Below are 25,212 nucleotides of genomic sequence, written 5' to 3' on the forward strand. Positions count from 1 at the left end.
GCATGATTCACGTTGCAATTAATGGCTTTGGAAGAATAGGACGCCGTGTTTTTAGATTACTTCAAGATCATCAAAATATAAAAGTTGTTGCTATAAACGATTTGGCCGACACAAAAACACTGAGTCATCTACTAAAATACGATAGTGTTCATGGTAGGTTTAACGGTGAGGTTTCTTCAGATGAAAATCATATTATTGTTAACAACGAAAAGGTCACTCTCTTAAATGAGAATCACCCAAAACTTATTGATTGGGCGCCTTTTAAGGTTGATTATGTAATTGAATCTACAGGGAAATTTAAAACAATTCCGGAGTTAGAATTTCATTTAAAAAACGGAGCAAACCACGTAATACTAAGTGTGCCTCCTATTGAAGATGATATAAAAACTATAGTACTAGGTGTTAATGGCGATAGTATTGATGGTACCGAAACTATAATATCCAACGCGTCTTGCACAACAAATAATGCGGCGCCAATGATCGATATTATAAATAAACTTTGTGGTATTAATCAGGCTTACATAACTACGGTTCACTCCTACACTACCGACCAAAGCTTACACGACCAGCCACATAGAGATTTACGTAGATCCCGAGCTGCGAGCCAATCTATTGTACCAACAACAACGGGAGCAGCAAAGGCTTTAACCAAAATTTTCCCAGAGTTAGCTAATGTTATCGGTGGTTGCGGTATTCGCGTACCAGTTATAAACGGTTCTTTAACCGATATTACATTTAATGTAAAACGCACCGTTTCTATAGAAGAAATTAATAATGCTTTTAAAGAAGCCGCCAACACCAACTATAAAGGTGTTTTAGAATATACGGAAGATCCGATAGTGTCTATAGATATTGTTGGTAACACACATTCTTGCATCTTCGATTCGCAAATGACTTCGGTTATTGGCAACATGGTCAAAATTATTGGTTGGTATGATAATGAAACGGGATATTCCTCAAGAATAATAGACTTAATATGCAATTTATCAGTAAAAAGATGTACTTTGTCGAAGTAAAAATTTATATTTGTTGGTAACCATATATTTATGTTCAAAATAAAACCCTCTTTAATCGCTCTAATGGTGCTGTTTAGTGTTTTAGGTTGGTCTCAACAGACCATGGAGAACGACCCTGAACTTATTCAAAACAACATAGATCACTATATAAAACAAGCACAGTCTGCATTAGAAACTCATAATACTTATGATGCTCTAAAGAGTTTAGATGACGCTTTGGTTTTGGCCGAAAAAACGGAGGATCAACAAAGTAAAGGACTTATATATTCTTTCAAAGGCCGTTTAGAACTTATTCTAGAACAACCAGACAAAGCCATAATTTCTCTTAATAAAGCGATAGAGATACAGCGCATGACGAAAGACGACGTCAATTTGGCGCGATCTTTTAAAATTTTAGGTGAAGTTTTTCTTAATAAGAAAGACTATACTCAGGCTCTAGACTATTTTATTTCATCAAAAAATCTTTTTCAACAAACTCTACAAGAGCGTAAACTTGCGCAAACTTTACTTCTAGAAGGTAAAACATACATGCTTCTAGAAAACTATAATAAGGCAAGAACAACACTTGAGCAAGCCTTAGTTTTATCTAGAAAAAACGACCTTTTAAGTACAGAGAGTGAAACTTTAATAAACCAAGCTATTGTTTACAACAAATTAAACGATTATAAACATGGTTTAGAAGCTAGTACAGAAGGCTTAAAAATAGCAAAAGCCAATAATTTTATAAACAACAAAAACTTAGCATACAAAGTACTTAGTGATATCTCTTATGCTACCAGAGATTTTAAAACATCACGAGATTATTTAGTTTTACATACAGAATTATCAGACTCAATTCGTGGTTTTAAAAACAACTTAGCAAAACAACAAATAAACCAACCTTTACTCAGTAACATGAGTGAAGAGCTAGAAACGGTTAACAAAAAGCTAGCAAAAAAAGAAGCCGAAAGTAGTATTAACACCTTAATATCAATATTGAGTGTTGCTCTAATTACAATTCTTTCGTTACTAACATTATCACTTTATAAAAACAATAATATTCGTTTAAAAACGAATAATATGCTTCATAAAAAAAACGGAGAACTTATTCTTGCGAAAGAAAAAGCAGAACTAGCTTCCAAAACTAAAGCTAACTTTTTATCTACAGTAACTCACGAGCTACGTACACCGCTTTATGCTGTAACAGGCTTAAGCAATATGCTACTAGAAGAAAACCCAAAGCCAGAACAAGTACAGCATTTAAAATCGCTTAAATTTTCGGGCGACTACCTATTAACATTTATAAACGACATTCTTCAAATTAACAAAATTGAAGCGAATAAAGTAGATCTAGAACCAGAACCATTCAACCTAAATAAAAAGATAAACAATATTGTATTGGCTCTAAAAAATTCTGCCGAAGACAATAATGTTAATATACATTTTGAATACGATAAAGATTTACCAGAAAACTTTATTGCCGATCAACTAAAAATATCTCAAATCCTTATTAACCTTGTTGGTAACTCTATTAAATTCACAAAAGATGGAGATATCTGGATTCGTGTTTACAAAATAGATCAAGTCGATAAAATTTACACATTACGTTTCGAAATTGAAGATAACGGTATTGGAATTACTCAAGAGAAACAAGACCATATGTTTGAAAGTTTCTCTCAAGGGTCCATACAAATTAACAGAAAATACGGTGGTACAGGCTTAGGACTATCGATTGTAAAAGGCTTAATTGAAATTTTAAAAGGGCAAATTTACCTTAAAAGTGAATTAGGAAAAGGGACTACCTTTTACTTTGAAATTCCAATTGAATTTAGCGCCATAAAAGAAGCTGCAGAAACAAAAGCAGATTATTTTGAAGGAAATAAAGACGAACTAGATCTAAAAAGTGTGAAAATATTAGTAGTTGAAGACAACAAAATCAACCAAATGATTACCAAAAAAATCTTGACTAAAATGGATCTTCAGTGTGAAATCACCGATAATGGTGAAGATGCTGTAGAGAAAATTAAAGCCAACGATTACAACATTATTTTAATGGATATCCACATGCCAGGTATTAGTGGTATTGAGGCGACCAAGCGTATAAGAATGTTTGATAAAGACTTAACTATTTTCGCGCTTACAGCGGTTACTATTGAAGATAAAATGCATGAGTTTGATGAAGCTGGCTTTACCGATATTATTCCAAAACCATTTAAGCAAGATGAGTTTGAAAAGAAACTTTACAATGCTTTAGCCGCTAAAAAAGATATATCACCAACGGCTTAAGCAGTTAAATACGCTTTGATAGTATCTCTAAATTCTGGTTCCTTATCGACAGCAATAGCTATAGGCAAATAGAATAACTTATCTTTTAAAACCTCGTAATCTTTAAGACGCATAAAATCCTTTTCGGTAGTTACTATCAATTCTTTTTTACTCAATTCTGCAATATCAGCCGGTGAAAAATTATGATGATCGTTAAAATTTAAATGGTCGAATTTTAACTTTTTGGTTTCCAAAAAATCAGTTAAAGGCTTAGAATTCGCAATTCCTGTAACTAAACAAAATGAAGTTAAATCCTCAACTTTCATTGTTTTTTCAGCAGACAATAACGTTTCCGCGTAAGCGATATTACTAAAAAACACATGTTGATTCTCATCAGCATTAATACGTTTTAAAACCAAAGTTTTATCTGTTTCGTTTAAATTATCAGGGCATTTTGTTACAACAATAATATTCGCTCTGTTAGCTCCTGACCTTGGTTCACGAAGGTTTCCTGTAGGCAAAACATAATCTTTAAAATATGGATTTGCATAAGTGGTTAGTAAAATATTGAAACCAGCCTCTACTTTACGGTGTTGATACGCGTCATCTAATAAAATAACTTCGGGCGCATTTGGTAAATTCATTAATTGTTCAATACCATTTTGTCTATCGGCATCTACAGCAACTAAAACATCTTCCTTAAATTTATTATAAAATTGAAAAGGTTCATCACCAATCGTTTCTGCGGAAGCGTTTTTATCACCTAATTGAAAACCCTTAGTTTTACGCTTATAACCACGACTTAAAGTCGCTACTTTATATTCATTTTTAAGCACTGTAATTAAATGCTCAATCATGGGGGTTTTGCCTGTTCCACCAACACTTAGATTACCAACACAAATTACAGGCGTGCTATAAGACTTAGATTTTTTAATACCCAAATCGAATAATTTATTCCGTAACCAAGTTGCCAAATAATAAAAAGGCATAATAGGAAACAATATGTATCTCAAAATTTTCATCACCACGAAAGTAATTATTTTATCTTTGATGTAAAATTTATTTCAATATGATCATTCAAGACGTTATAAATCAATTAGAGCACTTGGCACCTTTAGCTTATGCCGAAGATTTTGACAACGTAGGCCTTTTGGTTGGTGATAAAAACTCGAAACTTACAGGCGTTTTAGTTACACTAGACACGCTAGAAGCCGTTGTAGACGAAGCCATAGAGCAAAACTGCAACCTTATTGTAAGCTTCCATCCTATTATTTTTAAAGGTCTAAAAAAAATAACAGGTAAAAATTATGTAGAGCGCGTGGTTTTAAAAGCCATAAAAAATGATATTGCCATTTACAGTATGCACACAGCTCTCGATAATTCGCAACAAGGTGTAAACCACATTATTTGCGAGCAATTACAACTTAAAAATCAACACATTTTAATACCACAAAGTAAGACTATAAAAAAACTTAGCACTTACGTACCTAAAAATGAAGCCAACAAACTCCGTGATGCTTTATTTGCTGCAGGTGCAGGTGCCATTGGTAATTATAATCATTGTAGTTTTAACGTAGAAGGCTATGGCACTTTTAATGGTAACGAAAACGCTAACCCAACTATTGGCGAAAAGGGCAAAACGCACACCGAAGACGAAACAAAGATTACGGTAAGTTTTGCTAAACATTTAGAATCTAAAATAATAGACACCCTATTTAAAACACATTCTTACGAAGAGGTTGCTTACGAAATAACAACTTTAGAGAATAAAAATCAAAATATTGGCATGGGTATGGTTGGCGAATTAGCCGAAGCCATGGACGAAACCGATTTTTTACAACATTTAAAAATAAAAATGAATACAGGAGCCATTCGTCACTCCTCATTTTTAAACAAAAAAATTAAAAAAGTAGCCGTTTTAGGAGGTTCGGGAAGCTTTGCTATTAATAACGCTAAAGCAGCAGGCGCTGATGCCTTTGTAACCGCAGATTTAAAATATCACGACTTTTTTATGGCCGAAAACAGTATTCTTTTGGCCGATATAGGGCATTATGAAAGTGAGCAGTACACAAAAAACCTTTTAGTAGCGTATCTTACAAAAAAAATCACTAATTTTGCCATCATTTTATCAAAGACAAATACCAATCCTGTTAAGTATTTTTAAAGTATGGCTAAAAAGAAAGAAGTAACTGTTGAAGACCGCTTAAGAGCTTTATACGATTTACAACTCATAGATTCTCGTATAGACGAGATTAGAAATGTTCGTGGAGAACTTCCTTTAGAAGTTCGTGATTTAGAAGATGAAGTTGCCGGATTAAATATAAGATTAGAAAAACTTGTTGCAAGTTTAGAAGTTATAGACAACGACATCACTGGAAAGAAAAATTTAATGGAAGAAGCAAAATCTTTGATTAAAAAGTACAGCGAACAACAAAAAAACGTTAGAAATAATCGTGAATTCAACTCTTTAACAAAAGAAGTTGAGTTTCAAGAATTAGAAATTGAATTGGCAGAAAAGCACATTAGAGAATTTAAGGTGCAAATCGAGCAAAAGAAACAAGTCATTTCTGAAACTAAAGAGCGTTTAAAAGAACGTCAAAACCACTTAAAGCACAAGAAAAATGAGCTTGATGCTATTTTAAGTGAAACAGAAAAAGAAGAACAAGCTTTGTTCCAAAAATCTGAAGATTACAAAACACAAATCGAAGAGCGCTTGGTTGCTGCTTATAACCGTATTCGCAAAAATGTGAAAAACGGTTTAGCTGTAGTGCCAATTGAAAGAGGTGCATCTGGAGGATCGTTTTTTACAATTCCACCACAAGTACAAGTAGAAATTGCTTCTCGTAAAAAAGTAATTACCGATGAACACAGTGGTCGTATCTTAGTAGATGCTGCACTTGCAGAAGAGCAAAAAGCTAAAATGGAAAAATTGTTTTCTAAACTTTAATCCATTTACAACACATAAAAAAAGCCTTTAGTTAATCTAGAGGCTTTTTTTTATGCCTATATTTTTGGCAATCCCTTCGGGTCTAGCTTTCCGCTAAAGTTTTGTCTCGATGCGCGCCTCTCCAAAAGCGACCGCAGCAATCCCTATTTCGGGCCACTTTGTCAAAAAGTGCGTAACCTGCACGCTATAACCATATTTAAAATACATCTAGCAAAATAATTTTACATAATTCCCTTTAAGTTTTTATAACTTTATACGTCTAAAGCCATAGAACAAAACATATCTCATGAAACATATTATTCCAATCTTAGCAATTACATTATTTTTTAGTTGCCAAAATACAGCACAAAACAAAAAAGAACAACTAGACGTTCAAACTGCAGACCCCATAGAAGTGCCAATAAAAAGTGGAAAAGCGCGTGCCTACTTTGCTAGCGGATGCTTTTGGTGTGTAGAAGCCATTTACGAAAGCATAAAAGGTGTAGACGAGTCTATTTCTGGCTATTCTGGCGGCCACACAACAAAGCCAACCTATGCAGCAAGTAACACCGGCAAAACAGGTCATGCTGAAGCCGTAGAAATTATTTACAATCCAGAGGTAGTAAGCTTCGAAACTCTAGTAGATGTTTATTTTGCATCGCAAAACGTAACTCAAGTAAACGGACAAGGAAACGATCGTGGTTCTCAATACCGCTCTATCCTTTTTTATCAAAATGAAGCACAGAAAGAAATTATCTTAAAAAAGAAAGCAGCTCTTGCAGAAAAGCTAAATGTAAAAATTGCAGCAGAAGTTTATCCGTTTCAGAAATTTTGGGTAGCAGAAGATTATCATCAAAATTACGAGCGTTTACACCCAGACCATCCTTACATTCAAAATGTATCGGTACCAAGATTAAATAGATTTAAAGCTAAATTCCCGAAGGAATTATTGAAAGCCTCACATTAAATGATTTTCTTAAACCGAATACTTAGTAAAACTCAAAACTATAAAATGACAATATATAAGTATCTTTTAGCATTAGCATGCAGTATAACGCTTTTTGCTTGTAATAATAAGAAAAAAGAAGTGGTAACACCTTCTCCTCAAGAAAACGCGACAACACCTGTAAAACCCGTTTCAAAGGCAGAAGTTATTTTGAACCAAGCCATAGAAGCTCATGGTGGTGACCTATACAATTCAGCTAATTACAGCTTTGTTTTTAGAGACAACACCTATAATTTTAAAAATGATAACCAAAATTACAAGTACACCAAAATTTCAAAAAAGAACAACAGCATAACTATCGATGTTCTTAAAAATGGTAAACTTTATAGAACCGTTAATGGAGATACCGTAAACCTAAACGAAAAACAAATTAAAGGAGCAACTGGTGGTATAAATTCTGTTATTTACTTTGCCACATTACCGCATAAGCTAAATGATGCCTCTGTAAATAAAACGTACATAGGCAACATAACCATTAAAGACAAAAACTATGCTGTTTTGGGCATAACATTTAATCAAGAAGGTGGTGGAGACGATTTTGATGACGAATATCGTTATTGGATAAATACTGAAACTAAAAAAATAGACTACTTAGCTTATAACTATTCTGTAAATAAAGGAGGCGTTCGTTTTAGAGCTTCTTACAACAAACGGGGTGTAGATGGTATTATTTTTCAAGACTACACAAACTACGAAGCCGAAGTAGGTACGCCATTAGACCTGCTTCCAGAACTTTTTGAAACCGGAAAACTAAAGGAATTATCTAAAATTAAAACAGAGAATATTATTAATTTATCGACTAAATAATATTTTAAAATCAAAAAACAGACAGACTTGTCTGTTTTTTGATTTTTTTATCTATATTTGCACTATGAAACATTCTGAAGTAAAAAATAGAATCATTGAAACGGCTTCGTTCTTATTTTATAAGAACGGCTATAATTCCACGGGAATCAATGAAATTATTTCAGAAGCAGGTATTGCAAAAGCAACGCTTTACAATCATTTTAAATCTAAGGAAGAAATTTGCCTGGCTTATCTTAAATTTAAAAACTCAAGTTTTATACAAGATGTAGAAGATTTCACAACATCTAAACCAAAAGGTAAAGCTCAAGTTCTAGCTATTTTCGATTTTCTCGAACTCTTTTTTAGAGATAAAGATTTCAACGGTTGTTGGTGTATTAAAACCGTTTCTGAAATTCCGAAAGACAACGAAATTATAAGAGCCGAAATTCAATTGCAAAAACATAGTTTTATTGATCTTATATCAAAACTTATTACAAATAATTTAGAAAATGTAAAAGAAGCGCAAGTTAAATCTCTTGCTAGACAAATATACTTACTCTACGAAGGTGCTGTTGGCGAAAGCCATTTACACCAAGAAGATTGGCCAATAAAAGAAACAAAACAATTGTGTTCGCAGATCATATCTTAAAAAAATTTGCACAAACAAAGACAGACTTGTCTGTTCAATTTTAAACTTTAAAAAATAAATAACATGAAAGAATTCGAAAACAAAGTAGCCTTAGTAATTGGCGGAACAAGTGGTATTGGTAACGCAACAGCAAACAGCTTATTAGAAGGCGGTGCAACTGTACATATTGTCGGTAGAAATATTGACAAAGTAGCGGATACTCCAAACTTAGTTAAACATGCCGTAAACATTTCTAAAACAGAAGAAGTAGATGCATTAGTATCTAAAATTTCAGAGTTAGAAAACTTAGATTTTCTAGTAAATGCCTCTGGTATTTTTGGTCCAAAACCATTTTTAGACCATACTATGGAAGATTACAACTCTTATTTAGATTTAAATAGAGGGTTCTTTTTCATCACTCAAAGTGCTGCTAAAAAGATGAAAGCTACTCAAGGCGGATCTATTGTAAACGTAGGTTCTATGTGGGCAAAGCAAGCCGTAAAAGCAACACCGTCTACAGCATATTCAATGCAAAAAGCAGGTTTACATTCTTTAACACAACATTTAGCAATGGAATTAGCAGAAGATAACATTCGTGTTAATGCCGTATCTCCTGCCTTAGTAAACACACCTGTGTATCATGGTGTTTTTGGAGGAGAACAAGCTGCAGCAGAAGCATTGGTTGGTTTTAACGACTTTCACCCTATTGGTCGTTTTGGAGAATCTCAAGATGTAGCAAACAGCATTGTATTCTTACTTTCAGACAAAGCATCATGGGTTACAGGTGCCATTTGGGATACCGATGGTGGCGTTATGGCTGGTAGAAACTAAAAACATATCATGATAAAAGCCATAGTAAACAAAATACTACGGCTTTTTATTTCATTTTAATTTAAACCCATTTGATTAATAGCATTAAAATGGAATAAACACTTACATAATACATTATGAAAAATATAATTTACGCAATATCCATCCTACTCCTTTTTGCTTCTCGTAAAGACAACACCTCAGCACAAACCAACAGAGTAGAAACAAAAACAGAAACCTCCATTCAGCATGAAAATGTAGCCTACAAATCCATCGAAGTCAACGGGATGAATATAGCCTACCGAGAAGCTGGAAACCCTGAAAACCCAAGTATTGTTTTACTACATGGTTTTCCCGCATCATCACATCAATACAGAAAAGTATTAAATCAGTTATCAAATGAGTATCACCTCATCGCTCCTGATTATCCTGGTTTTGGTAATAGTGATTTTCCAGATTCAAAAACATTCGAATACACTTTTGATAACCTAGCGACAACCATAAACGCTTTTCTTGAAAAAAAGAATATTAACAATTACGCTATAATGATTCAGGATTATGGTGCCCCAATTGGTTTCAGGCTTGCCACTGCAAACCCAGAAAGAATTACAGCCATAATTAATCAAAATGGAAATGCTTACGAGGCAGGTTTAGGAGATGCTTGGCAAGGTATTAGAGCGCTTTGGAAAGACAGAAACGAAACTACCGAAACAGCATTATTACCAGCCTTTTCTTTAGAAGGATTAAAATGGCAATACACACACGGCGTTAGAAATATAGAAACCGTAAATCCAGATAACTGGAATTTAGATTACTTAAGACTTTCTAGACCGGATGCTCATGCTGTAAATTTAGATTTATTTTACGATTACCAAAACAATGTAAAATTATACCCAAAATGGCAACAATATTTAAGAGACAATCAACCGCCTTTATTAATTGTTTGGGGTAAAAATGATGCCTTTTTTCCTGAAAGTGGTGCAGCAGCCTTTAAAAAGGATGTTACAAATATTGATTACAACATTTACGATACGGGGCATTTTGCTTTGGAAGAAGATGGCGATGCTATTATTAAAAAAATGAGGAGCTTTATGCGCAAGCATACAAAATAAATACGTCTAATCTCTCAATCAGCAATTTTCAACCTGAAAACAAAAACAATGAAACACTTAATAATTATTTCAATTTTAAGCCTGTCATTATTTAGATGTAACAGTATTAAAGAAGATAACAACTTCTTTTTACCTCCCGCAACCACATACAACTATGCCGAGATTGATAGTGTAAAATTGTTTTACAGAGCTGCTGGTGATAAGAAGAATCCAGTTATAGTTTTACTTCATGGTTATCCATCGTCTTCACATTCCTATAGAAATTTAATTCCTATGCTATCAACGCACTACTATGTTATTGCGCCAGATAATTTAGGCTCGGGTTATAGCGCTCACCTAGACCCGAAAACAACTAAATATACCTTTGATTTATTAGCCAATTATACTCAGAAACTTTTAGAAACACTCCACATTGAAAACTATGTGATGTATATGCAAGATTTTGGAGCTCCTATAGGTTATAGAATGATGATGGAAAACCCTAACCGTATTGATGCTTTAATTGTGCAAAACGCAAATGCTTATCTTGATGGTCTAACCGAAAAAAGGCAACACTTTTTTAGAACAGTTCAATCCGACACCTCTAAAACACAATATGATTTTTTATACAGCCTAACCGGAAAAGATGCCGTGATTAACAAGCAGTATTTATTTGATTTGGATGAAACAAATATGAATATACAAAGCCCAGATGCATGGACACACGATTTGGCTTTTCTAAATTCAAAAAAAGATAGAGACATACAGGTACAACTATTTCAGGATTACAACACCAATTTATTGAGCTATCCACAATGGCAAAACATGTTAAATAAAAATCAACCCAAAACACTAATTGTATGGGGTAAAAAAGATTTAAAATTTAATGCAAATGGAGCTGAAGCTTACTTAAAAGATTTGCCAAACGCAGAGCTTCACCTTTTGGATGCAGGCCATTTTGCTGCTGAAGAAAAAACACGAGAAATAGCCGAGTTAATCTTGAAATTTTTAGATAAACATGATATAAAATAAAAAAGCTACTTTCCTAAACCTTAGTCGCTTTTAAAGTGAAAATTAAAGGATATAATTTATCCTGGGTTACAAACATACCGTTATCGGCTTCAGTCAAATTCGGCAATACATTGTAAGGGCTCTCATTATGTTCGGTTAAACACTCAATATGTAATCCGGCTTCGGTAAGTGCAGAAATCACTTCACCTAAACCATGATTCCAACCATATTCTTTACTCGTTATTGCCGATTCTTGGTCAGCGTATGTACCTTCATACTCTTCATAAATCACCTCATCTTGCATATAGCCATAAGTCATTATTGGTTTTTCATTTAAATAATCAAACATCCAAACTATGGGGTGAAACTCCGCCATAAAAAAAGTCCCACCTTGTTTCAGGCGTTCGGCTATCATTCTTCCCCAAGGTTTTAAATCGGGCAACCACCCAATAACGCCATAACTTGTAAATACAATATCGAACTCTTCTTTTATATACTGAGACGTTTCCAAGACATTGCAACATACAAACTGAGCATCTAACTCTAATTCTTCACTTAAAGATTTTGCAAGTTTTATACCCTCATCACTTAAATCTACACCAGTACATTTAGCACCTAGCCTACTCCAACTTAAAGTATCTTGTCCAAAATGACATTGTAAATGGAGAAGAGATTTTCCTTTTACATCTCCCAAAGCATCCAACTCGTAAGACATTAAAGAAGACCTTCCTTTTTTAAAAGCTTCCATATTATACATATCACTTTCGGCATGTACTTTTACTTTCTGATTCCAAGTAGCCTTATTCGTTTTAAAATATTTAGTATTATTTGTCATCTTCAAAGTATCTTTACAAAAAATCTAAATTATGAAAAACTTCATCTACATAACTCTAATAACACTATTAATTACATCTTGTAAAGACAATACCAAATCTATTCCTGAAGTGAAACCATTAACCATTGCTGAAAAAATAGCCAATGCCCACGGTTATGAAAACTGGAAAAATGTTAATGAAATTGCTTTTACTTTTAACGTAGATAAAGATAGTACACACTTTGAAAGACGCTGGGTTTGGAAACCTAAAACTAACGATATCACATCTATTACAAGCACAGATACTATTAGTTACAACCGCTCTGCATTAGATTCTATTAGCTTAAAAGTAGACCCAGGTTTTATTAACGATAAATTCTGGTTGCTTATACCATTTCAATTAGTTTGGGATTCTGGAACAACCATTTCCACGCCAGTTAAAACAGAAGCTCCAATAAGTAAAACGGCTTTAAATAAAATAACGTTAACCTATTCTAACGATGGCGGCTACACACCCGGCGATGCTTACGATATTTTTTATGATGATCACTTTTTAATTAAAGAATGGATTTTTAGAAAAGCCAATCAAAAAGAACCATCGATGATGACTACTTTCGAAAACTATAAAGACATTAACGGGTTAAAACTTGCTGCAGATCACAAAAAACCAAATGGTAATTGGAATTTAAATTTCACTAATATTTCTATAAAATAAAAAGAACAATTTTAGGCTAAGTTCACCTTCATTGTAAACAAAAACGAGGTGCCTACATCAACTTCGCTTTTTAAAGATATGCTACCACCAAGCATTTCTATATAGGCTTTTGCTATAGTTAAACCCACACCAGAACCATGTAGGGCATTAACATTTTCAACATCTACTTGATAAAAGGTATCGAAAATATTCTCGAAATTATCCTCATGGATCCCAATACCTGTATCTTTTAAATTAAATGCTATAAGGCTCTCGTCTTGGCGCTCGCATGTTAATTCAACTATACCCTCATCTGTATATTTTATAGCATTTTTTATAAGATATTTTAAAACAGAAGTTACCTTATCGCTATCCGAACTTATGTAAGCATCTTGTATAGCAATAGAATTATTTAAAATAAACACGATACCTTTTTCTTCTGCTTCTGGTAAAAATGCATTGTAAATGGTATTTATATTATCGTTGATATTAAACATTTTAATATTTGTAATCATTAAACCAGATTCTATAATAGAAATATTAATAATATCCGTCATAATATCCAATAACTGCTCACCACTATCCTCGATAACCTCTATGTATTCCTGGTAATCTGGATCATCTTCATTGTATTCCCTCAAAAACTGTGCACAGCCTAAGATACCGTACATCGGTGTTCTAATTTCATGACTCATATTAGCTAAAAACGCCGATTTTAATTTATCCGATTTCTCAACCCTGTTTTTTGCTTCTACCACATTATTATGCTTTTTAAACAACTCATTTTGTAATTCATTTTCTTTTAATAAAGCAGTATGTAATTGGTTTATTAAAAATGAAACAGAAAGAACTAAAAGCAGGTTAAATAATAAATTATTCAACGTAATAATAGCTAAGAGTTGAAACTCATACTGTTCAAAAATGGGGAGATAAAAAAGATTAAAACATGAACCCAATAATAAAACCCCATAAAAAATCGCGATAATTAAAATAGAAAACAGTCCATGTTTTTTACCATTAAAAAGCGTGATTAAAATAGATAATGCAAATATTAGCACGCTCCCATTCCCCTCGAACCCAAGCACCACAAACATGACAATAGATAGGATAAAGAAATTAATTGAAAACAATATTTTCTTGGCATAAAAACTAAGTCCTCGATAAAACACCGTAAAGATTAACACCAAAACAGTACATGTATTTAGAACGGCAATTATATCTTCACCCCTAGCAATGGCGACATAAGTACTAGGTACATAAGAAAATAAACCTAAGACAAAAGTTAATAATAAAATAGAAATAAAAAGTTTATCTCTAAAATATGGCAACCCTTCTTTTTCTTCTCGTTCTGAAAATCTACTATACCGGACGTACCTTTGTACATAAGATTTCCAAATATCACCTAACATGGACACTTTTGTTTTATTCGTTAATTCAATAAAGTTAAACAATTCCTACAAAATGAATTAGATTTAAGTCAAGTTTTTATTTGATATAATTGTTTTATTTTTGCTAGGAACAGAAAATCCACAAACCTTTGTCTGAATTTAAAACAGGTCTAGAATTTGCAAAACAGCAGGACCAAAACGATATATTAAAATCGTATCGCGACGCATTCTACTTACCAAAAAACAAAAATGGGGAACCACTTATTTACATGACAGGGAATTCGCTTGGGCTACAACCAAAAGCGACAAAACAATATATTAACCAAGAACTAGAAGACTGGGCAAACTTAGGTGTAGAAGGTCATTTTGAAGCTAAAACACCTTGGTTACCATACCATGAGTTTTTAACTGAAAGTATGGCACATGTTGTTGGCGCAAAACCAATTGAGGTTATTGTAATGAATACGCTTACTGCCAACCTACATTTTATGATGGTTTCATTTTACAAACCAACAAAAAAACGCTATAAAATTTTAATTGAAAGTGATGCTTTTCCTTCAGATAAATATGCTGTAGAATCGCAATTACGTCACCACGGATATGATGATAAAGAAGGTGTTGTACTTTGGAAACCTAGAGAAGGCGAAGAACTTTTAAATTATGATGATTTAGAAGCTATTTTAGAAGCTCAAGGCGATGAAATTGCCCTAATTATGCTTGGTGGCATAAACTATTATACCGGTCAATTTTTCGATTTAAAACGTATTGCAACGTTAGGCCATAAATATGGTTGTAATGTTGGTTTCGATTGTGCTCACGGTGCAGGAAATGTTCAATTAAATTTACACGATTCTGGTGCCGATTTTGCTGTTTGGTGCACTTATAAATACTTAAACGCTGGTCCTGGTAGCTTGGCGGGCTGTTTTGTACACGAGCGCCATGCCCATAATAGAGAGTTAAATAGATTTACAGGCTGGTGGAGCCATAATAAAAAAACACGTTTTAATATGCGTGGTGAATTCGACCAACTTCCTGGAGCAGAAGGTTGGCAACTTAGTAACCCGCCTATTTTATCTATGGCAGCAATAAAAGCTTCTTTAGATATGTTTCAAGAAGTTGGTATAGAAAAACTCACAGCAAAATCTAAAAAACTAACTGGTTATTTCGAGTTTTTACTTAATGATTTAAGCGAAGATGCTATTAAAATCATTACACCAACAAACCCAGACGAGCGTGGTTGCCAGCTTTCTATTCAAGTTAAAAATGCAAACAAAACATTACATAACAAACTCACCGAAGCTGGTGTAATTAGCGATTGGCGCGAGCCCGATGTAATTCGCTGTGCACCTGTACCTCTATACAATTCTTTCGAAGATGTATACCAATTAGTTGAAAAATTAAAAACTATTTTAAATGAGTAAACAGCAAAACGTAATTATTATAGGCGCAGGACTTTGCGGAAGTTTACTTGCTTTACGCATGGGGCAGCGCGGATATCGCGTTTCGGTTTTCGAAATGCGTCCCGATTTACGAAAAGTAGACATTAGTGCAGGCCGCTCTATAAATTTAGCCTTTTCCGATCGTGGTAACAAAGCCATGAAACTTGTTGGTTTAGAAGATAAAGCGCAAGCCTTATCCATTCCCATGCATGGCCGTATGATTCATGATAAAGAAGGTAACACCTTTCAATCTAATTACAGCGGAAGAACTCACGAATACATTAACTCCATTTCTCGTGGCGATTTAAACAGCCTTCTTTTAAATGAAGCCGAACGACACGAAAATGTAAATATATATTTCAATAAAAAATGTAAATCAGTAGATTTTGAAAACACTTCTGCCTTATTTAAAGATTACGAAACCAAACTCGAATTTACAGAAAACGCCGATATTATAATAGCTACCGATGGTGCAGGATCTGCTTTAAGAAAAAGTTACTTTTTAGGTAAAAAATTCCTATTTAGTTTTTCGCAAGATTACCTATCTCACGGCTATAAAGAATTAAGCATACTGCCAACAAAATCGGGCGATTACAAAACACACAAAAACGCATTACATATTTGGCCTCGAGGCGATTTTATGCTTATTGCTTTACCTAATTTAGATGGAAGTTTTACCGTCACTTTATTTTTAAGTTACAGCGAAGGCGAATATAATTTTGATAATTTAACCACACCAGAACGAGTAGAAACCTTTTTCCACAAAGAATTCCCAGATGCTTTAGAGCTCATGCCGAATTTAACACAAGACTTTTTTGAAAATCCAACCGCCGCATTAGGCACCGTAAAATGTTCGCCATGGCATTACAAAGGCAATACGCTTTTAATGGGCGATGCAGCTCACGCTATTGTCCCTTTTTACGGCCAAGGCATGAACGCTGCTTTTGAAGATGTTGTAGAATTTGATGCTATTTTAGATGACCATGAAGGCGATTGGCAAACCGTTTTTGAACGTTACGAAAACCATCGTAAAAAAGACACCGATGCTATTGCAGATTTAGCACTCGATAACTTTTTAGAAATGCGCGATCATGTGGCACATCCTGTTTTTCAAGAAAAGCGTAAAATAGAAATGGCTTTAGAAAAAGAGTTTCCTACCAAATACTCTTCAAAATATAGCTTGGTCACTTTTAACGAAAACATAGGCTATCAAGAAGCTATGCTAAAAGGGCGTGCTCAAGATAAAGCCATTCTTAGTCTTTTAAAGAATCAAAGTATAACGCCATCAGAAAACTTAAATAGTATTCTAAAAAAGGTGCAACAAGAAACCGAAAACATCTTAAATCTAAATTCTGCTTTTTAGAATATTATAGTTCCAAAAACCAATTAATATTTAACATTTGGAATATATAGAATTCATTATAAATTGTAACTTTATAAAAACTTAATTCAAAATATAAAAAATGAGTAAACTAGTTTCTCCTTTAAATTTTAAAGCTTGGATTGAAGAAAACAGACATTTATTAAAACCACCCGTTGGTAACAAAGTGGTTTGGAAAGATGCCGATTTTATTGTTATGGTTGTTGGAGGTCCAAACAGCCGAAAAGATTATCATTACAATGAAACTCCAGAGTTTTTCTATCAAATTGAAGGCGATATTGTTTTAAAAATTATTGATAAAGGCACGCCTAAAGATGTACATATAAAAGAAGGTGATATTTATTTATTACCAGCAAAAGTGCCACATTCTCCGCAACGTGGAGCCAACACTGTTGGTTTAGTTATCGAGTACAAACGCCCAGAAGGTACTAAAGATGCTTTAGTTTGGTTTTGCGAAAACTGTGTAACCAAACTTTACGAAGAAGATTTTACACTAGAGAATATTGAAACCGATATGCCTAAAATTTTCGATAATTATTACAGCGATCAGCACAAACGCACCTGCCCAAATTGCAGTGAAGTTATGCAACCTCCTAAAAAGGTTAAAATTGAATAGCACTTTTTAAAACTTTAGATATTCCTGTTTGAAGTCGTATTTTCTAAACAACATAAAACTTTTTTCGCTTTCGCTGAAACAAAACACATGAAACGTAAACTTAGAATTAACGGACATTCCCACTTACTTCCCTATCCGGAAGAAATACCTGATTACATGCAAGAAAAAGGCATTTTTTGGGTGGATAAAGACCGGAAATTTATGCTTCAAAAAGATTGGAAACGCCCCGTAACCGACTCTAGTTTTTTCCTAGACGAAAAATTAGAATGGATGGAGCGCAACAAGCTAGATCATGCTGTGGTGTTAAATCTATCGCAACTTTATGGCAATGGTTTACGTGTTGAAGAAATGAAAAAAGCGTTACGTTTTCAAAATGATTTTAACGCACGTATTCAGCGAGAACACCCTAGTAAATTCACTTGTGGCTTTGTGGTGCATCCAGGTTTTATTCGTAGTGCCTGTTGGGAAATTGAACGTTGCGTAGAAACGCATGGCATGCAATTGCTTTGCTTACCAACGCACTACATGGATACCATTGGCACATGGCGTTGTATTTTTGATGAAGAAAACGAACCTATTTTCGAGTTGGCTAACAAATACAATTTAGCCGTTGAAATTCACCCTTACGATGGGGAAAAATTTATAAAATTAGAAAATACATCTTGGCGTTTTCATCTTATTTGGATGTTGGCACAATGTGGCGATGCATATCATTTTTTAACATTAAACGGTTATCAAGAAAAATATCCAAACATGCGTACTTGCTTTGCTCATGGCGGACAGTTGGCGCAAATTAATTTGGGCCGACGTATTCAAGGTTTTGATGGCAGACCCGATTTATTCGAAGGTAAACACCACCCAAGAAAAGCCGTGGGGCATAAAAACATATTCTTCGACACTTTGGTGCATGATACTGGCGGCTTGGAGTTACTAATTAGAAATCACGGTTCTAAACAAGTTATCATGGGGCTCGACGATCCTTACCCTTTAGGTGAAATGGAAAGTGATAAACAATCATCATACCCAGGGAAAATTTTAGATTTAGCTGTGGAACGCGACATTATTACCACCACCGAATACGATGATATTTGGGAAAATAACGTGGTGCAATGGCTTTGTGGTGATGATGAAGTAGCAAAAGAAAAATTAATAGCTAGAATTTTAGGATAATACGCAGCTCCTTTTAAGTATCAGAAGACTAAAGATTATAAAAAAGTAATACTTTTGTGTTTTATTCATTACGAAAAGAACAAATTCTAAATGCACTTTTTACCCGAAGAATTAGACGCCTATGTTGTAAACCATTCTGAAGACGAACCTTCATTATTACAGCAACTTACCCGCGAAACGTATCAGAAAATTTTACAGCCTATTATGCTCAGCGGTCCCTACCAAGGGCGCGTTTTAAGCATGATTTCTAAACTTAAAAACCCAAAAAACATTTTGGAACTCGGCACTTTTACAGGTTACGCCTCTTTATGTTTAGCTGAAGGTTTACAAAAAGATGGTGAGTTACACACTGTTGATGTGAATGAGGAACTATTTGATTTTCAACGTAAATATTTCGATAAATCGGAATATGGACACCAAATTTTTCAGCACCTCGGGAATGCCATTGACATTATCCCGACTTTGGATAAAACCTTCGATTTAATTTTTATTGATGCCGATAAACCAAACTACGTCAATTATTTTCATTTAATTATTGAAAAGCTAAATCCAGGTGGTATCATTATTTCCGATAATGTGTTGTGGCATGGTAAAGTAATCGAGCCTCTAGACCCTAAAGATAAATCGACTAAAGCTGTTTTGGATTACAACACACTTTTAAAAGAAGACCCAAGAATAGAAACCGTTGTTTTACCTATTCGTGACGGGCTGACGGTGAGTAGAAAACGATAAAAATTAATAAGATTTTCGCTTTCGCGGAAATTAGAAAACATATATTTTAAATGTTTAGTAAAGAAGAATCAAGAAAAATGAGAGAAGAATTCTGGACCAGTTTCGGAAAATCTTTCCCACGAAAGTGGATTTTATACAACACAAAATTAAAAGGGTTAAGCTTTAAATTTCATTTTGATAACCGAAGTGCTTTAATCGCTTTAGATCTTGAAGACGATTTGGAACACCGCATTAATCATTGGGAAAAACTAGAGGCTTTAAAATCTATTTTGTTAGATGAATACTTGCCTGACGCCATTTACAACGAAGCTTATTTTTTAGATAATGAAAAAGAAATTTCGAGAATTTATGTTCCGTTAGAACAAAAAGTTTCTATCCACAACAAAAACACATGGCGCGATGTGATGGAGTTTTTTAATGTAAACATGAATTTATTTGAAGCTTTTTTCGAGGAATACAAAGATGTTATTGAAGGTTAACACTTCAACTAGAACAACTTTTCCATTTCAAAATCGTCCATAACAAAGCCGTTTCCAATATCGGTAACAGATGCTTTTACGTTTTTAAAGCCTAATTTTTCGTAGGCTGCAATAGATGCTGTATTATATTTATTCACCTTCAACCTTATGCCTAAAAGTTGTTGTTTTTTTGCCTCTTCATCTATAAAATTTAAAGCAACCCGACCAACACCTTTTCCTCTAGAAGTTTCTGCAACGTACAATTTACTTAAAAATAAAAAATCGCCTTCTGGCTTAATGGCCATATAACCAACAGGTGTTTCGTTATAGATTAAACAGTAAAACTGCACGCCTAAACGAACTTGTTCTTCAATCGCTTTCGCGGAATTAAATTTTGCTAGCATATACTCTACCTGCTCTAAACCGATAATATCAGGATAATGCTGATACCAAATTTGGCTCGCTAAGGTTTCTACTAACTTAAAACCCTCTTGAGTTTTTACACTTTTAACTGCTATCATATCACGTAATTAAAAATCATGAAAAAATGAAAAACGGCTCCCGACAAAACAAATAAATGCCAAATAACATGGTTGTATGGAATTTTTTGAATGGCATAAAAAATAATACCGATGGTGTAAGATAAACCGCCTGCAAACAAAAACAAAACACCATTGCTTCCTATGCCGTCAGATAAAGATGTAAAATCGAAAACAATAAGCCAACCCATGACTAAATATAGTAAGGTTGAAAAGAGTTCAAACCTTCCTGTAAAGAAAATTTTTAAAACAACTCCAAAAAGAGCAATACCCCAAACAACCCAAAACATTGGCCACCCAAAACTTTGGTCGAGTGTAATTAAACAAACAGGAGTGTAAGTTCCGGCTATAAGTACATAAATACTAATGTGATCTATAATCCGAAATATATGTTTTTGCTTCTCTTTTATAACAGAATGGTACAATGTTGATGCGGTAAATAAAACAATAATAGAAATGCCATAAACAATAACACTAAACAAACCCCATGGCGTTTTGTGCGCATTATATTTTATCAATAAAATTAACGCTACAACACCTAAAACAGCACCAATACCATGGGTTAGAGCATTCAGTTTTTCTTCAAAAGGTGTTTGAATTCGCATAATTTATGGTTTTTCGGGTGTGTTTCGCCACTTTTCTGTTAGGGTATAAAAATCGAACGGAATAGCCGATTTTTGACGCACTAATCGTCCGCTTTGAAAGTTTCGCTGTAGGATATCTTCAATTAAATAATCCTCTTTTTCATTTTCAGGATCGAATTCTCGTTTTAGTGAAATATCGAACATACTTGCCGTGGTATTATACCAAAAGGCACGCCAACCGTTTCGTAATTCTTTCACTAATTCAAACGTAGTAATTCCGGTTTGTCGATGTATTAATTTCACGAGTATTTGCCCTTCGGTACGACTCATTTTCTTTAATTCATCTGAAAATTCACCTTCAATATATTTCTGTATTTTTCTAGTATACTTTTTCTTTTCCCGATTTTTAGTAAGTGTCGCTAAATGCTTAGTTAGTGAATCTAATCGATCTGCAGCCATTTTTGCATACGGGTATACTTTTAACGTTTTTCGGCGCAAAATTAAATACCGAATACGCTCCTCTCTATTCTCAAATTTAAGCCGAGGTAAAATCATTACAGCATCTAAATCTATAGTGGTTCGCGGAATGCTATCGCCTTTTATTATTAAATATTTACCTACAGTAGTATCTTGCTCCACATCGCTAACTTGCGCGATAAGTAACATCGGGAATATGAAGAATATGTATTTAAAAAATGTCGTCAAAATATCACAAGATAATTAGTATGTCAAAATTAATAATTTACTCCCTTTAAAACATTTTTTTTCTATTTATATTATTATTTTAGTGCAAAACTTAATAAAATGGCAAAGAAGAGTATACTGAACGAAAAGTCTATGGACTTTCTTGAAAAATATTTAAATAATGCAGCTCCTACCGGATACGAATGGGAAGGACAGAAAATATGGATGGATTATTTAAAACCGTATGTAGATACTTTTATCACAGACACCTATGGTACTGCGGTTGGGGTAATTAATCCGGATGCAAAATACAAGGTTGTGATTGAAGGTCATGCCGATGAAATTTCGTGGTATGTTAATTATATTTCTGATGACGGACTTATTTACGTGATTAGAAACGGTGGTAGTGATCATCAAATTGCACCAAGTAAAATTGTAAATATCCATACTAAAAATGGTATTGTAAAAGGTGTTTTTGGTTGGCCAGCCATACACACAAGAAATAAAGCGAACGAAGAAGCTCCAAAACCTGACAATATTTTTATCGATTGTGGTTGCAAAACTAAAGAAGAGGTAGAAAAATTAAACATTCATGTTGGTTGTGTAATTACTTACCCAGATGAATTTCATATTTTAAATGGTGATAAATTTGTTTGTCGTGCATTAGATAACCGTATGGGTGGTTTTATGATTGCTGAAGTAGCTCGTTTACTAAAGGAAAATAAAAAAGAATTACCATTTGGACTATACATTACAAATTCTGTACAAGAAGAAATTGGTTTACGTGGTGCCGAAATGATTACCCAAACTATTAAACCAAATGTGGCTATTGTTACCGATGTAACACACGATACAACCACACCAATGATTGAAAAGAAATCTCAAGGTGACTTACAAATTGGTAGCGGACCTGTAATTGCTTATGCTCCTGCAGTACAACAAAAATTACGCGATTTAATTACAGAAACAGCCGAGGCTAAAGGCATTCCTTTTCAACGCTCTGCACTTTCTAGAGCCACAGGAACAGATACCGATGCTTTTGCTTACAGTAATGGAGGCGTAGCTTCTGCTTTAATTTCTTTACCACTTCGATACATGCATACTACTGTAGAAATGGTACATAGAGATGATGTTGAAAACGTTATTAAAATGATTTATGAAACGTTATTAAACATTAAAGATGGAGAAACATTTAGTTATTTCGACTAATTACATTTAAATATAACACACAAAAGCCTCATTTACATGAGGCTTTTTTAATCTTAGTTTATGGACGAATATATCGATATTGTATCCGAAAATGGTGACCAAACAGGTAAAGTAGCTTTAAAGTCTGAAGCTCATAAAAACGGATGGTTTCACAATACCATTCACCTTTGGTTGTTTACGCGTCAAGGTGAAATTTTGCTCCAGCAGCGCTCTCATAAAAAAGCCATCTACCCGCTACTTTGGGATGTATCGGCTGCTGGCCATATTGATGCCGGCGAATCTATAGAAACCGCTGCCATACGTGAAACTCAAGAAGAATTAGGTTTATTACTTAAACCAACTGATTTAATTAAAATAGGCGTTAATAAACATTTAACAGCTTATGCAGATGGAGCTATCCAAGATAATGAATTTCACCATGTTTTTATTGCTGAACTAAAAGTCGACATCACAGAACTTACTGCACAAGAAGAAGAAGTTGAAGCATTAAAACTCGTTTCTTTCAGTCAGTTTAAATTACACTTAGAAAACAGTACCGACAATCATTTTATCCCCTCAAACAAAGCATACTATCAATTTGTACTCGATAAATTAAAAGCACAAATTTAATTTACTTATCGAAAATCTTATTTAAAAAACACCTTAATGGCATTACTACTTTCGGCAATTGCACCTGTTTTTCTAGTTATTATTTACATCTACATAAAAGATAAATACGAGAAAGAACCAAAGCGGCTTATGCTTATCGCTTTTTTATTAGGCGCCGTAATTAGCATTATTATTACCTCGTTAATGTATTACGTTTTCGATTATATTTTACCACTAGACGACCACACGAGTCTACTTCAATTATTTATAAAAGCCTTTTTGGTTGTTGCCTTAACCGAAGAATTCAGCAAATACGTTATTGTGCGCTATTTTGCTCAAACTCAAAAAGCTTTTAACGAACCATTCGATGGTATTGTATATGCTGTAGTGGTCTCCATGGGTTTTGCTGCTACCGAAAACATTGTTTATGTTTTTGACAGTGGTTTTGAAACAGCTTTTTTACGTGCCATAACAGCAATTCCTGCGCATGCTACTTTTGGCATTTTAATGGGCTATTTTATGGGAAAAGCTAAATTCTCTAAAAACAAAATAGTTTTAAACTTAACCGGTTTACTACTCGCTGTAATTTTTCATGGTGCTTATGATTTCTTTTTATTCATCGATTTTATTCCAGGAATTTGGATAGGTGCTTTCGTTTCACTTTTTATCGGAATTTTACTTTCTAAAAAAGCAATAAAACAACATCAAGAAAACTCTCATTTTAAAATTGAATTATAACATAATTTTCCTCTAATAAAAGTAAACTCATTCTAAAAAATATAAGTCCGAAAGTGATTTAATTACTTTTTAAACATCTTGATATACTTTTATTGATTCAATAAAGTAAACATAACATTGAATCTTAAAATCCTTATATTTACTACAAACTAATCTGGATTTTATGAGTAAACAGTTTATAACGAAAGTGAACAATAATCAGGTTTTTGAAATTTCGAAAGAAGATGCATACCAACTAGATGCTATAAATACTTCCGAAAACAGCAGACACATTCTTCATAATAACAAATCGTATCAAGTTGAAATTTCAGAAAGCAATTTCTTAAATAAAACTTATACTATACAAGTTAATAACATCACTTATAGAGTTGAAATTTCTGACGATTTAGATAGATTAATAACAGAAATGGGGTTTGAAAACAACGCTTCTAAACACATTAATGAATTAAAAGCGCCAATGCCTGGATTAATTTTAGAGGTTTTTGTTAAAACAAGACAAGAGGTTAAAGAAAACGATCCGCTATTAATATTAGAGGCCATGAAAATGGAAAATATAATTACTTCACCACGAGACGGAATTATCAAATCGATTTCTGCTGTAAAAGGTGATGCCGTAGAAAAAAACTATTTATTAATTGAATTTGAATAATTAATATAAAA

General features: G+C 33.7%; 27 protein-coding genes. 21 read left to right on the forward strand and 6 right to left on the reverse strand.

The features are described from left to right. Nucleotides 1–2 precede the first annotated feature (2 nt). Complete coding sequence (gene gap / locus DFQ06_RS18480; protein WP_074939655.1) at nucleotides 3–1,016, forward strand: type I glyceraldehyde-3-phosphate dehydrogenase; 1,014 nt, start codon at nucleotides 3–5, stop codon at nucleotides 1,014–1,016. Nucleotides 1,017–1,046: 30 nt separating this feature from the next. Next, complete coding sequence (locus DFQ06_RS18485) at nucleotides 1,047–3,281, forward strand: ATP-binding response regulator (protein ID WP_042505716.1); 2,235 nt, start codon at nucleotides 1,047–1,049, stop codon at nucleotides 3,279–3,281. On the opposite strand, the gene lpxK is transcribed toward DFQ06_RS18485, so the two are convergent. Continuing rightward, the gene (lpxK, locus tag DFQ06_RS18490; protein ID WP_133969308.1) at nucleotides 3,278–4,282 is read right to left on the reverse strand and encodes a tetraacyldisaccharide 4'-kinase; all 1,005 of its coding nucleotides are present in this window, start codon (nucleotides 4,280–4,282) and stop codon (nucleotides 3,278–3,280) included. The two genes, DFQ06_RS18485 and lpxK, sit on opposite strands and share 4 nt — an antisense overlap. 47 nt (nucleotides 4,283–4,329) lie before the next feature. Here lpxK and DFQ06_RS18495 point away from each other — a divergent pair, with 47 nt between their 5' ends. The 8 genes from DFQ06_RS18495 to DFQ06_RS18530 all read left to right on the forward strand — a co-directional run bounded on the left by DFQ06_RS18495 (nucleotide 4,330) and on the right by DFQ06_RS18530 (nucleotide 11,539). Beyond that, a complete protein-coding gene (locus DFQ06_RS18495; protein ID WP_133969310.1) occupies nucleotides 4,330–5,424 on the forward strand; it encodes a Nif3-like dinuclear metal center hexameric protein in 1,095 nt (364 codons plus the stop codon). Between the two features lie 3 nt (nucleotides 5,425–5,427). Next, nucleotides 5,428–6,207, forward strand: a complete 780-nt coding sequence (locus DFQ06_RS18500; protein ID WP_042499807.1) for a zinc ribbon domain-containing protein — start codon at nucleotides 5,428–5,430, stop codon at nucleotides 6,205–6,207. A 286-nt stretch (nucleotides 6,208–6,493) separates the two neighbouring features. Continuing rightward, nucleotides 6,494–7,153: a peptide-methionine (S)-S-oxide reductase MsrA gene (gene msrA, locus DFQ06_RS18505; RefSeq protein ID WP_133969312.1), complete on the forward strand. Its 660-nt coding sequence runs from the start codon at nucleotides 6,494–6,496 to the stop codon at nucleotides 7,151–7,153. A gap of 45 nt (nucleotides 7,154–7,198) precedes the next feature. After that, nucleotides 7,199–7,999 (forward strand): DUF6503 family protein, encoded by an 801-nt coding sequence (locus tag DFQ06_RS18510; protein ID WP_133969314.1) that lies wholly within the window; start codon nucleotides 7,199–7,201, stop codon nucleotides 7,997–7,999. A 64-nt stretch (nucleotides 8,000–8,063) separates the two neighbouring features. Continuing rightward, on the forward strand, nucleotides 8,064–8,627 hold the full coding sequence (locus DFQ06_RS18515; RefSeq protein WP_042505714.1) for a TetR/AcrR family transcriptional regulator: 564 nt from the start codon (nucleotides 8,064–8,066) through the stop codon (nucleotides 8,625–8,627). 63 nt (nucleotides 8,628–8,690) lie between these two features. After that, nucleotides 8,691–9,437, forward strand: a complete 747-nt coding sequence (locus DFQ06_RS18520; RefSeq protein ID WP_133969316.1) for an SDR family NAD(P)-dependent oxidoreductase — start codon at nucleotides 8,691–8,693, stop codon at nucleotides 9,435–9,437. A 116-nt stretch (nucleotides 9,438–9,553) separates the two neighbouring features. Beyond that, nucleotides 9,554–10,528, forward strand: coding sequence for an alpha/beta fold hydrolase (locus tag DFQ06_RS18525; RefSeq protein ID WP_133969318.1), 975 nt, complete (start codon nucleotides 9,554–9,556; stop codon nucleotides 10,526–10,528). 48 nt (nucleotides 10,529–10,576) lie between these two features. Continuing rightward, nucleotides 10,577–11,539: an alpha/beta fold hydrolase gene (locus DFQ06_RS18530; RefSeq protein WP_133969320.1), complete on the forward strand. Its 963-nt coding sequence runs from the start codon at nucleotides 10,577–10,579 to the stop codon at nucleotides 11,537–11,539. A gap of 13 nt (nucleotides 11,540–11,552) precedes the next feature. Here DFQ06_RS18530 and DFQ06_RS18535 read toward each other — a convergent pair whose 3' ends face one another. Beyond that, nucleotides 11,553–12,353, reverse strand: coding sequence for a class I SAM-dependent methyltransferase (locus DFQ06_RS18535; protein WP_042505710.1), 801 nt, complete (start codon nucleotides 12,351–12,353; stop codon nucleotides 11,553–11,555). 31 nt (nucleotides 12,354–12,384) lie between these two features. Between DFQ06_RS18535 and DFQ06_RS18540 the strand changes: the two genes are divergently transcribed. Continuing rightward, a complete protein-coding gene (locus tag DFQ06_RS18540) occupies nucleotides 12,385–13,047 on the forward strand; it encodes a hypothetical protein (protein ID WP_074939648.1) in 663 nt (220 codons plus the stop codon). Between the two features lie 11 nt (nucleotides 13,048–13,058). On the opposite strand, the gene DFQ06_RS18545 is transcribed toward DFQ06_RS18540, so the two are convergent. Then, nucleotides 13,059–14,435 carry a sensor histidine kinase gene (locus tag DFQ06_RS18545; RefSeq protein ID WP_052415449.1) on the reverse strand — a complete coding sequence of 459 codons (1,377 nt, stop codon included), beginning with the start codon at nucleotides 14,433–14,435 and terminating at the stop codon, nucleotides 13,059–13,061. Between the two features lie 128 nt (nucleotides 14,436–14,563). Here DFQ06_RS18545 and kynU point away from each other — a divergent pair, with 128 nt between their 5' ends. From kynU to DFQ06_RS18575, 6 genes are all read left to right on the forward strand, one after another. Next, entirely contained in the window at nucleotides 14,564–15,835 is a 1,272-nt protein-coding gene (kynU, locus tag DFQ06_RS18550) for a kynureninase (protein ID WP_074939645.1), read from the forward strand. Then, nucleotides 15,828–17,216, forward strand: coding sequence for an FAD-dependent oxidoreductase (locus tag DFQ06_RS18555; RefSeq protein WP_133969322.1), 1,389 nt, complete (start codon nucleotides 15,828–15,830; stop codon nucleotides 17,214–17,216). The genes kynU and DFQ06_RS18555 overlap by 8 nt, the downstream gene beginning before the upstream one ends. A gap of 100 nt (nucleotides 17,217–17,316) precedes the next feature. Beyond that, the gene (locus tag DFQ06_RS18560; RefSeq protein WP_042499819.1) at nucleotides 17,317–17,850 is read left to right on the forward strand and encodes a 3-hydroxyanthranilate 3,4-dioxygenase; all 534 of its coding nucleotides are present in this window, start codon (nucleotides 17,317–17,319) and stop codon (nucleotides 17,848–17,850) included. Nucleotides 17,851–17,937: 87 nt separating this feature from the next. After that, entirely contained in the window at nucleotides 17,938–19,020 is a 1,083-nt protein-coding gene (locus DFQ06_RS18565; RefSeq protein ID WP_133969324.1) for an amidohydrolase family protein, read from the forward strand. Nucleotides 19,021–19,110: 90 nt separating this feature from the next. Next, complete coding sequence (locus DFQ06_RS18570) at nucleotides 19,111–19,752, forward strand: O-methyltransferase (RefSeq protein WP_042505708.1); 642 nt, start codon at nucleotides 19,111–19,113, stop codon at nucleotides 19,750–19,752. Nucleotides 19,753–19,802: 50 nt separating this feature from the next. Further along, nucleotides 19,803–20,231 (forward strand): DUF4268 domain-containing protein, encoded by a 429-nt coding sequence (locus DFQ06_RS18575; RefSeq protein WP_074939635.1) that lies wholly within the window; start codon nucleotides 19,803–19,805, stop codon nucleotides 20,229–20,231. A gap of 8 nt (nucleotides 20,232–20,239) precedes the next feature. Here DFQ06_RS18575 and DFQ06_RS18580 read toward each other — a convergent pair whose 3' ends face one another. Genes DFQ06_RS18580 through DFQ06_RS18590 form a run of 3 tightly spaced genes read right to left on the reverse strand, consistent with a single transcriptional unit; the run spans nucleotide 20,240 to nucleotide 21,999 of the window. Further along, nucleotides 20,240–20,731, reverse strand: coding sequence for a GNAT family N-acetyltransferase (locus DFQ06_RS18580; protein WP_133969326.1), 492 nt, complete (start codon nucleotides 20,729–20,731; stop codon nucleotides 20,240–20,242). Further along, on the reverse strand, nucleotides 20,728–21,354 hold the full coding sequence (gene trhA, locus DFQ06_RS18585) for a PAQR family membrane homeostasis protein TrhA (protein ID WP_133969328.1): 627 nt from the start codon (nucleotides 21,352–21,354) through the stop codon (nucleotides 20,728–20,730). The genes DFQ06_RS18580 and trhA overlap by 4 nt, the downstream gene beginning before the upstream one ends. A 3-nt stretch (nucleotides 21,355–21,357) precedes the next feature. Continuing rightward, a complete protein-coding gene (locus DFQ06_RS18590) occupies nucleotides 21,358–21,999 on the reverse strand; it encodes a DUF4294 domain-containing protein (RefSeq protein WP_133969376.1) in 642 nt (213 codons plus the stop codon). A gap of 138 nt (nucleotides 22,000–22,137) precedes the next feature. Here DFQ06_RS18590 and DFQ06_RS18595 point away from each other — a divergent pair, with 138 nt between their 5' ends. From DFQ06_RS18595 to DFQ06_RS18610, 4 genes are all read left to right on the forward strand, one after another. Continuing rightward, a complete protein-coding gene (locus DFQ06_RS18595; protein ID WP_042499830.1) occupies nucleotides 22,138–23,226 on the forward strand; it encodes a M42 family metallopeptidase in 1,089 nt (362 codons plus the stop codon). A 60-nt stretch (nucleotides 23,227–23,286) separates the two neighbouring features. Then, a complete protein-coding gene (locus DFQ06_RS18600) occupies nucleotides 23,287–23,835 on the forward strand; it encodes an NUDIX hydrolase (protein WP_133969330.1) in 549 nt (182 codons plus the stop codon). Nucleotides 23,836–23,871: 36 nt separating this feature from the next. Then, entirely contained in the window at nucleotides 23,872–24,552 is a 681-nt protein-coding gene (locus tag DFQ06_RS18605; protein ID WP_042505701.1) for a PrsW family intramembrane metalloprotease, read from the forward strand. Nucleotides 24,553–24,715: 163 nt separating this feature from the next. Beyond that, nucleotides 24,716–25,201 carry an acyl-CoA carboxylase biotin carboxyl carrier protein subunit gene (locus DFQ06_RS18610; RefSeq protein ID WP_042505699.1) on the forward strand — a complete coding sequence of 162 codons (486 nt, stop codon included), beginning with the start codon at nucleotides 24,716–24,718 and terminating at the stop codon, nucleotides 25,199–25,201. Nucleotides 25,202–25,212 lie beyond the last annotated feature (11 nt).

The sequence above is a fragment of the Algibacter lectus genome (assembly GCF_004368925.1).
Lineage (GTDB): Bacteria > Bacteroidota > Bacteroidia > Flavobacteriales > Flavobacteriaceae > Algibacter > Algibacter lectus.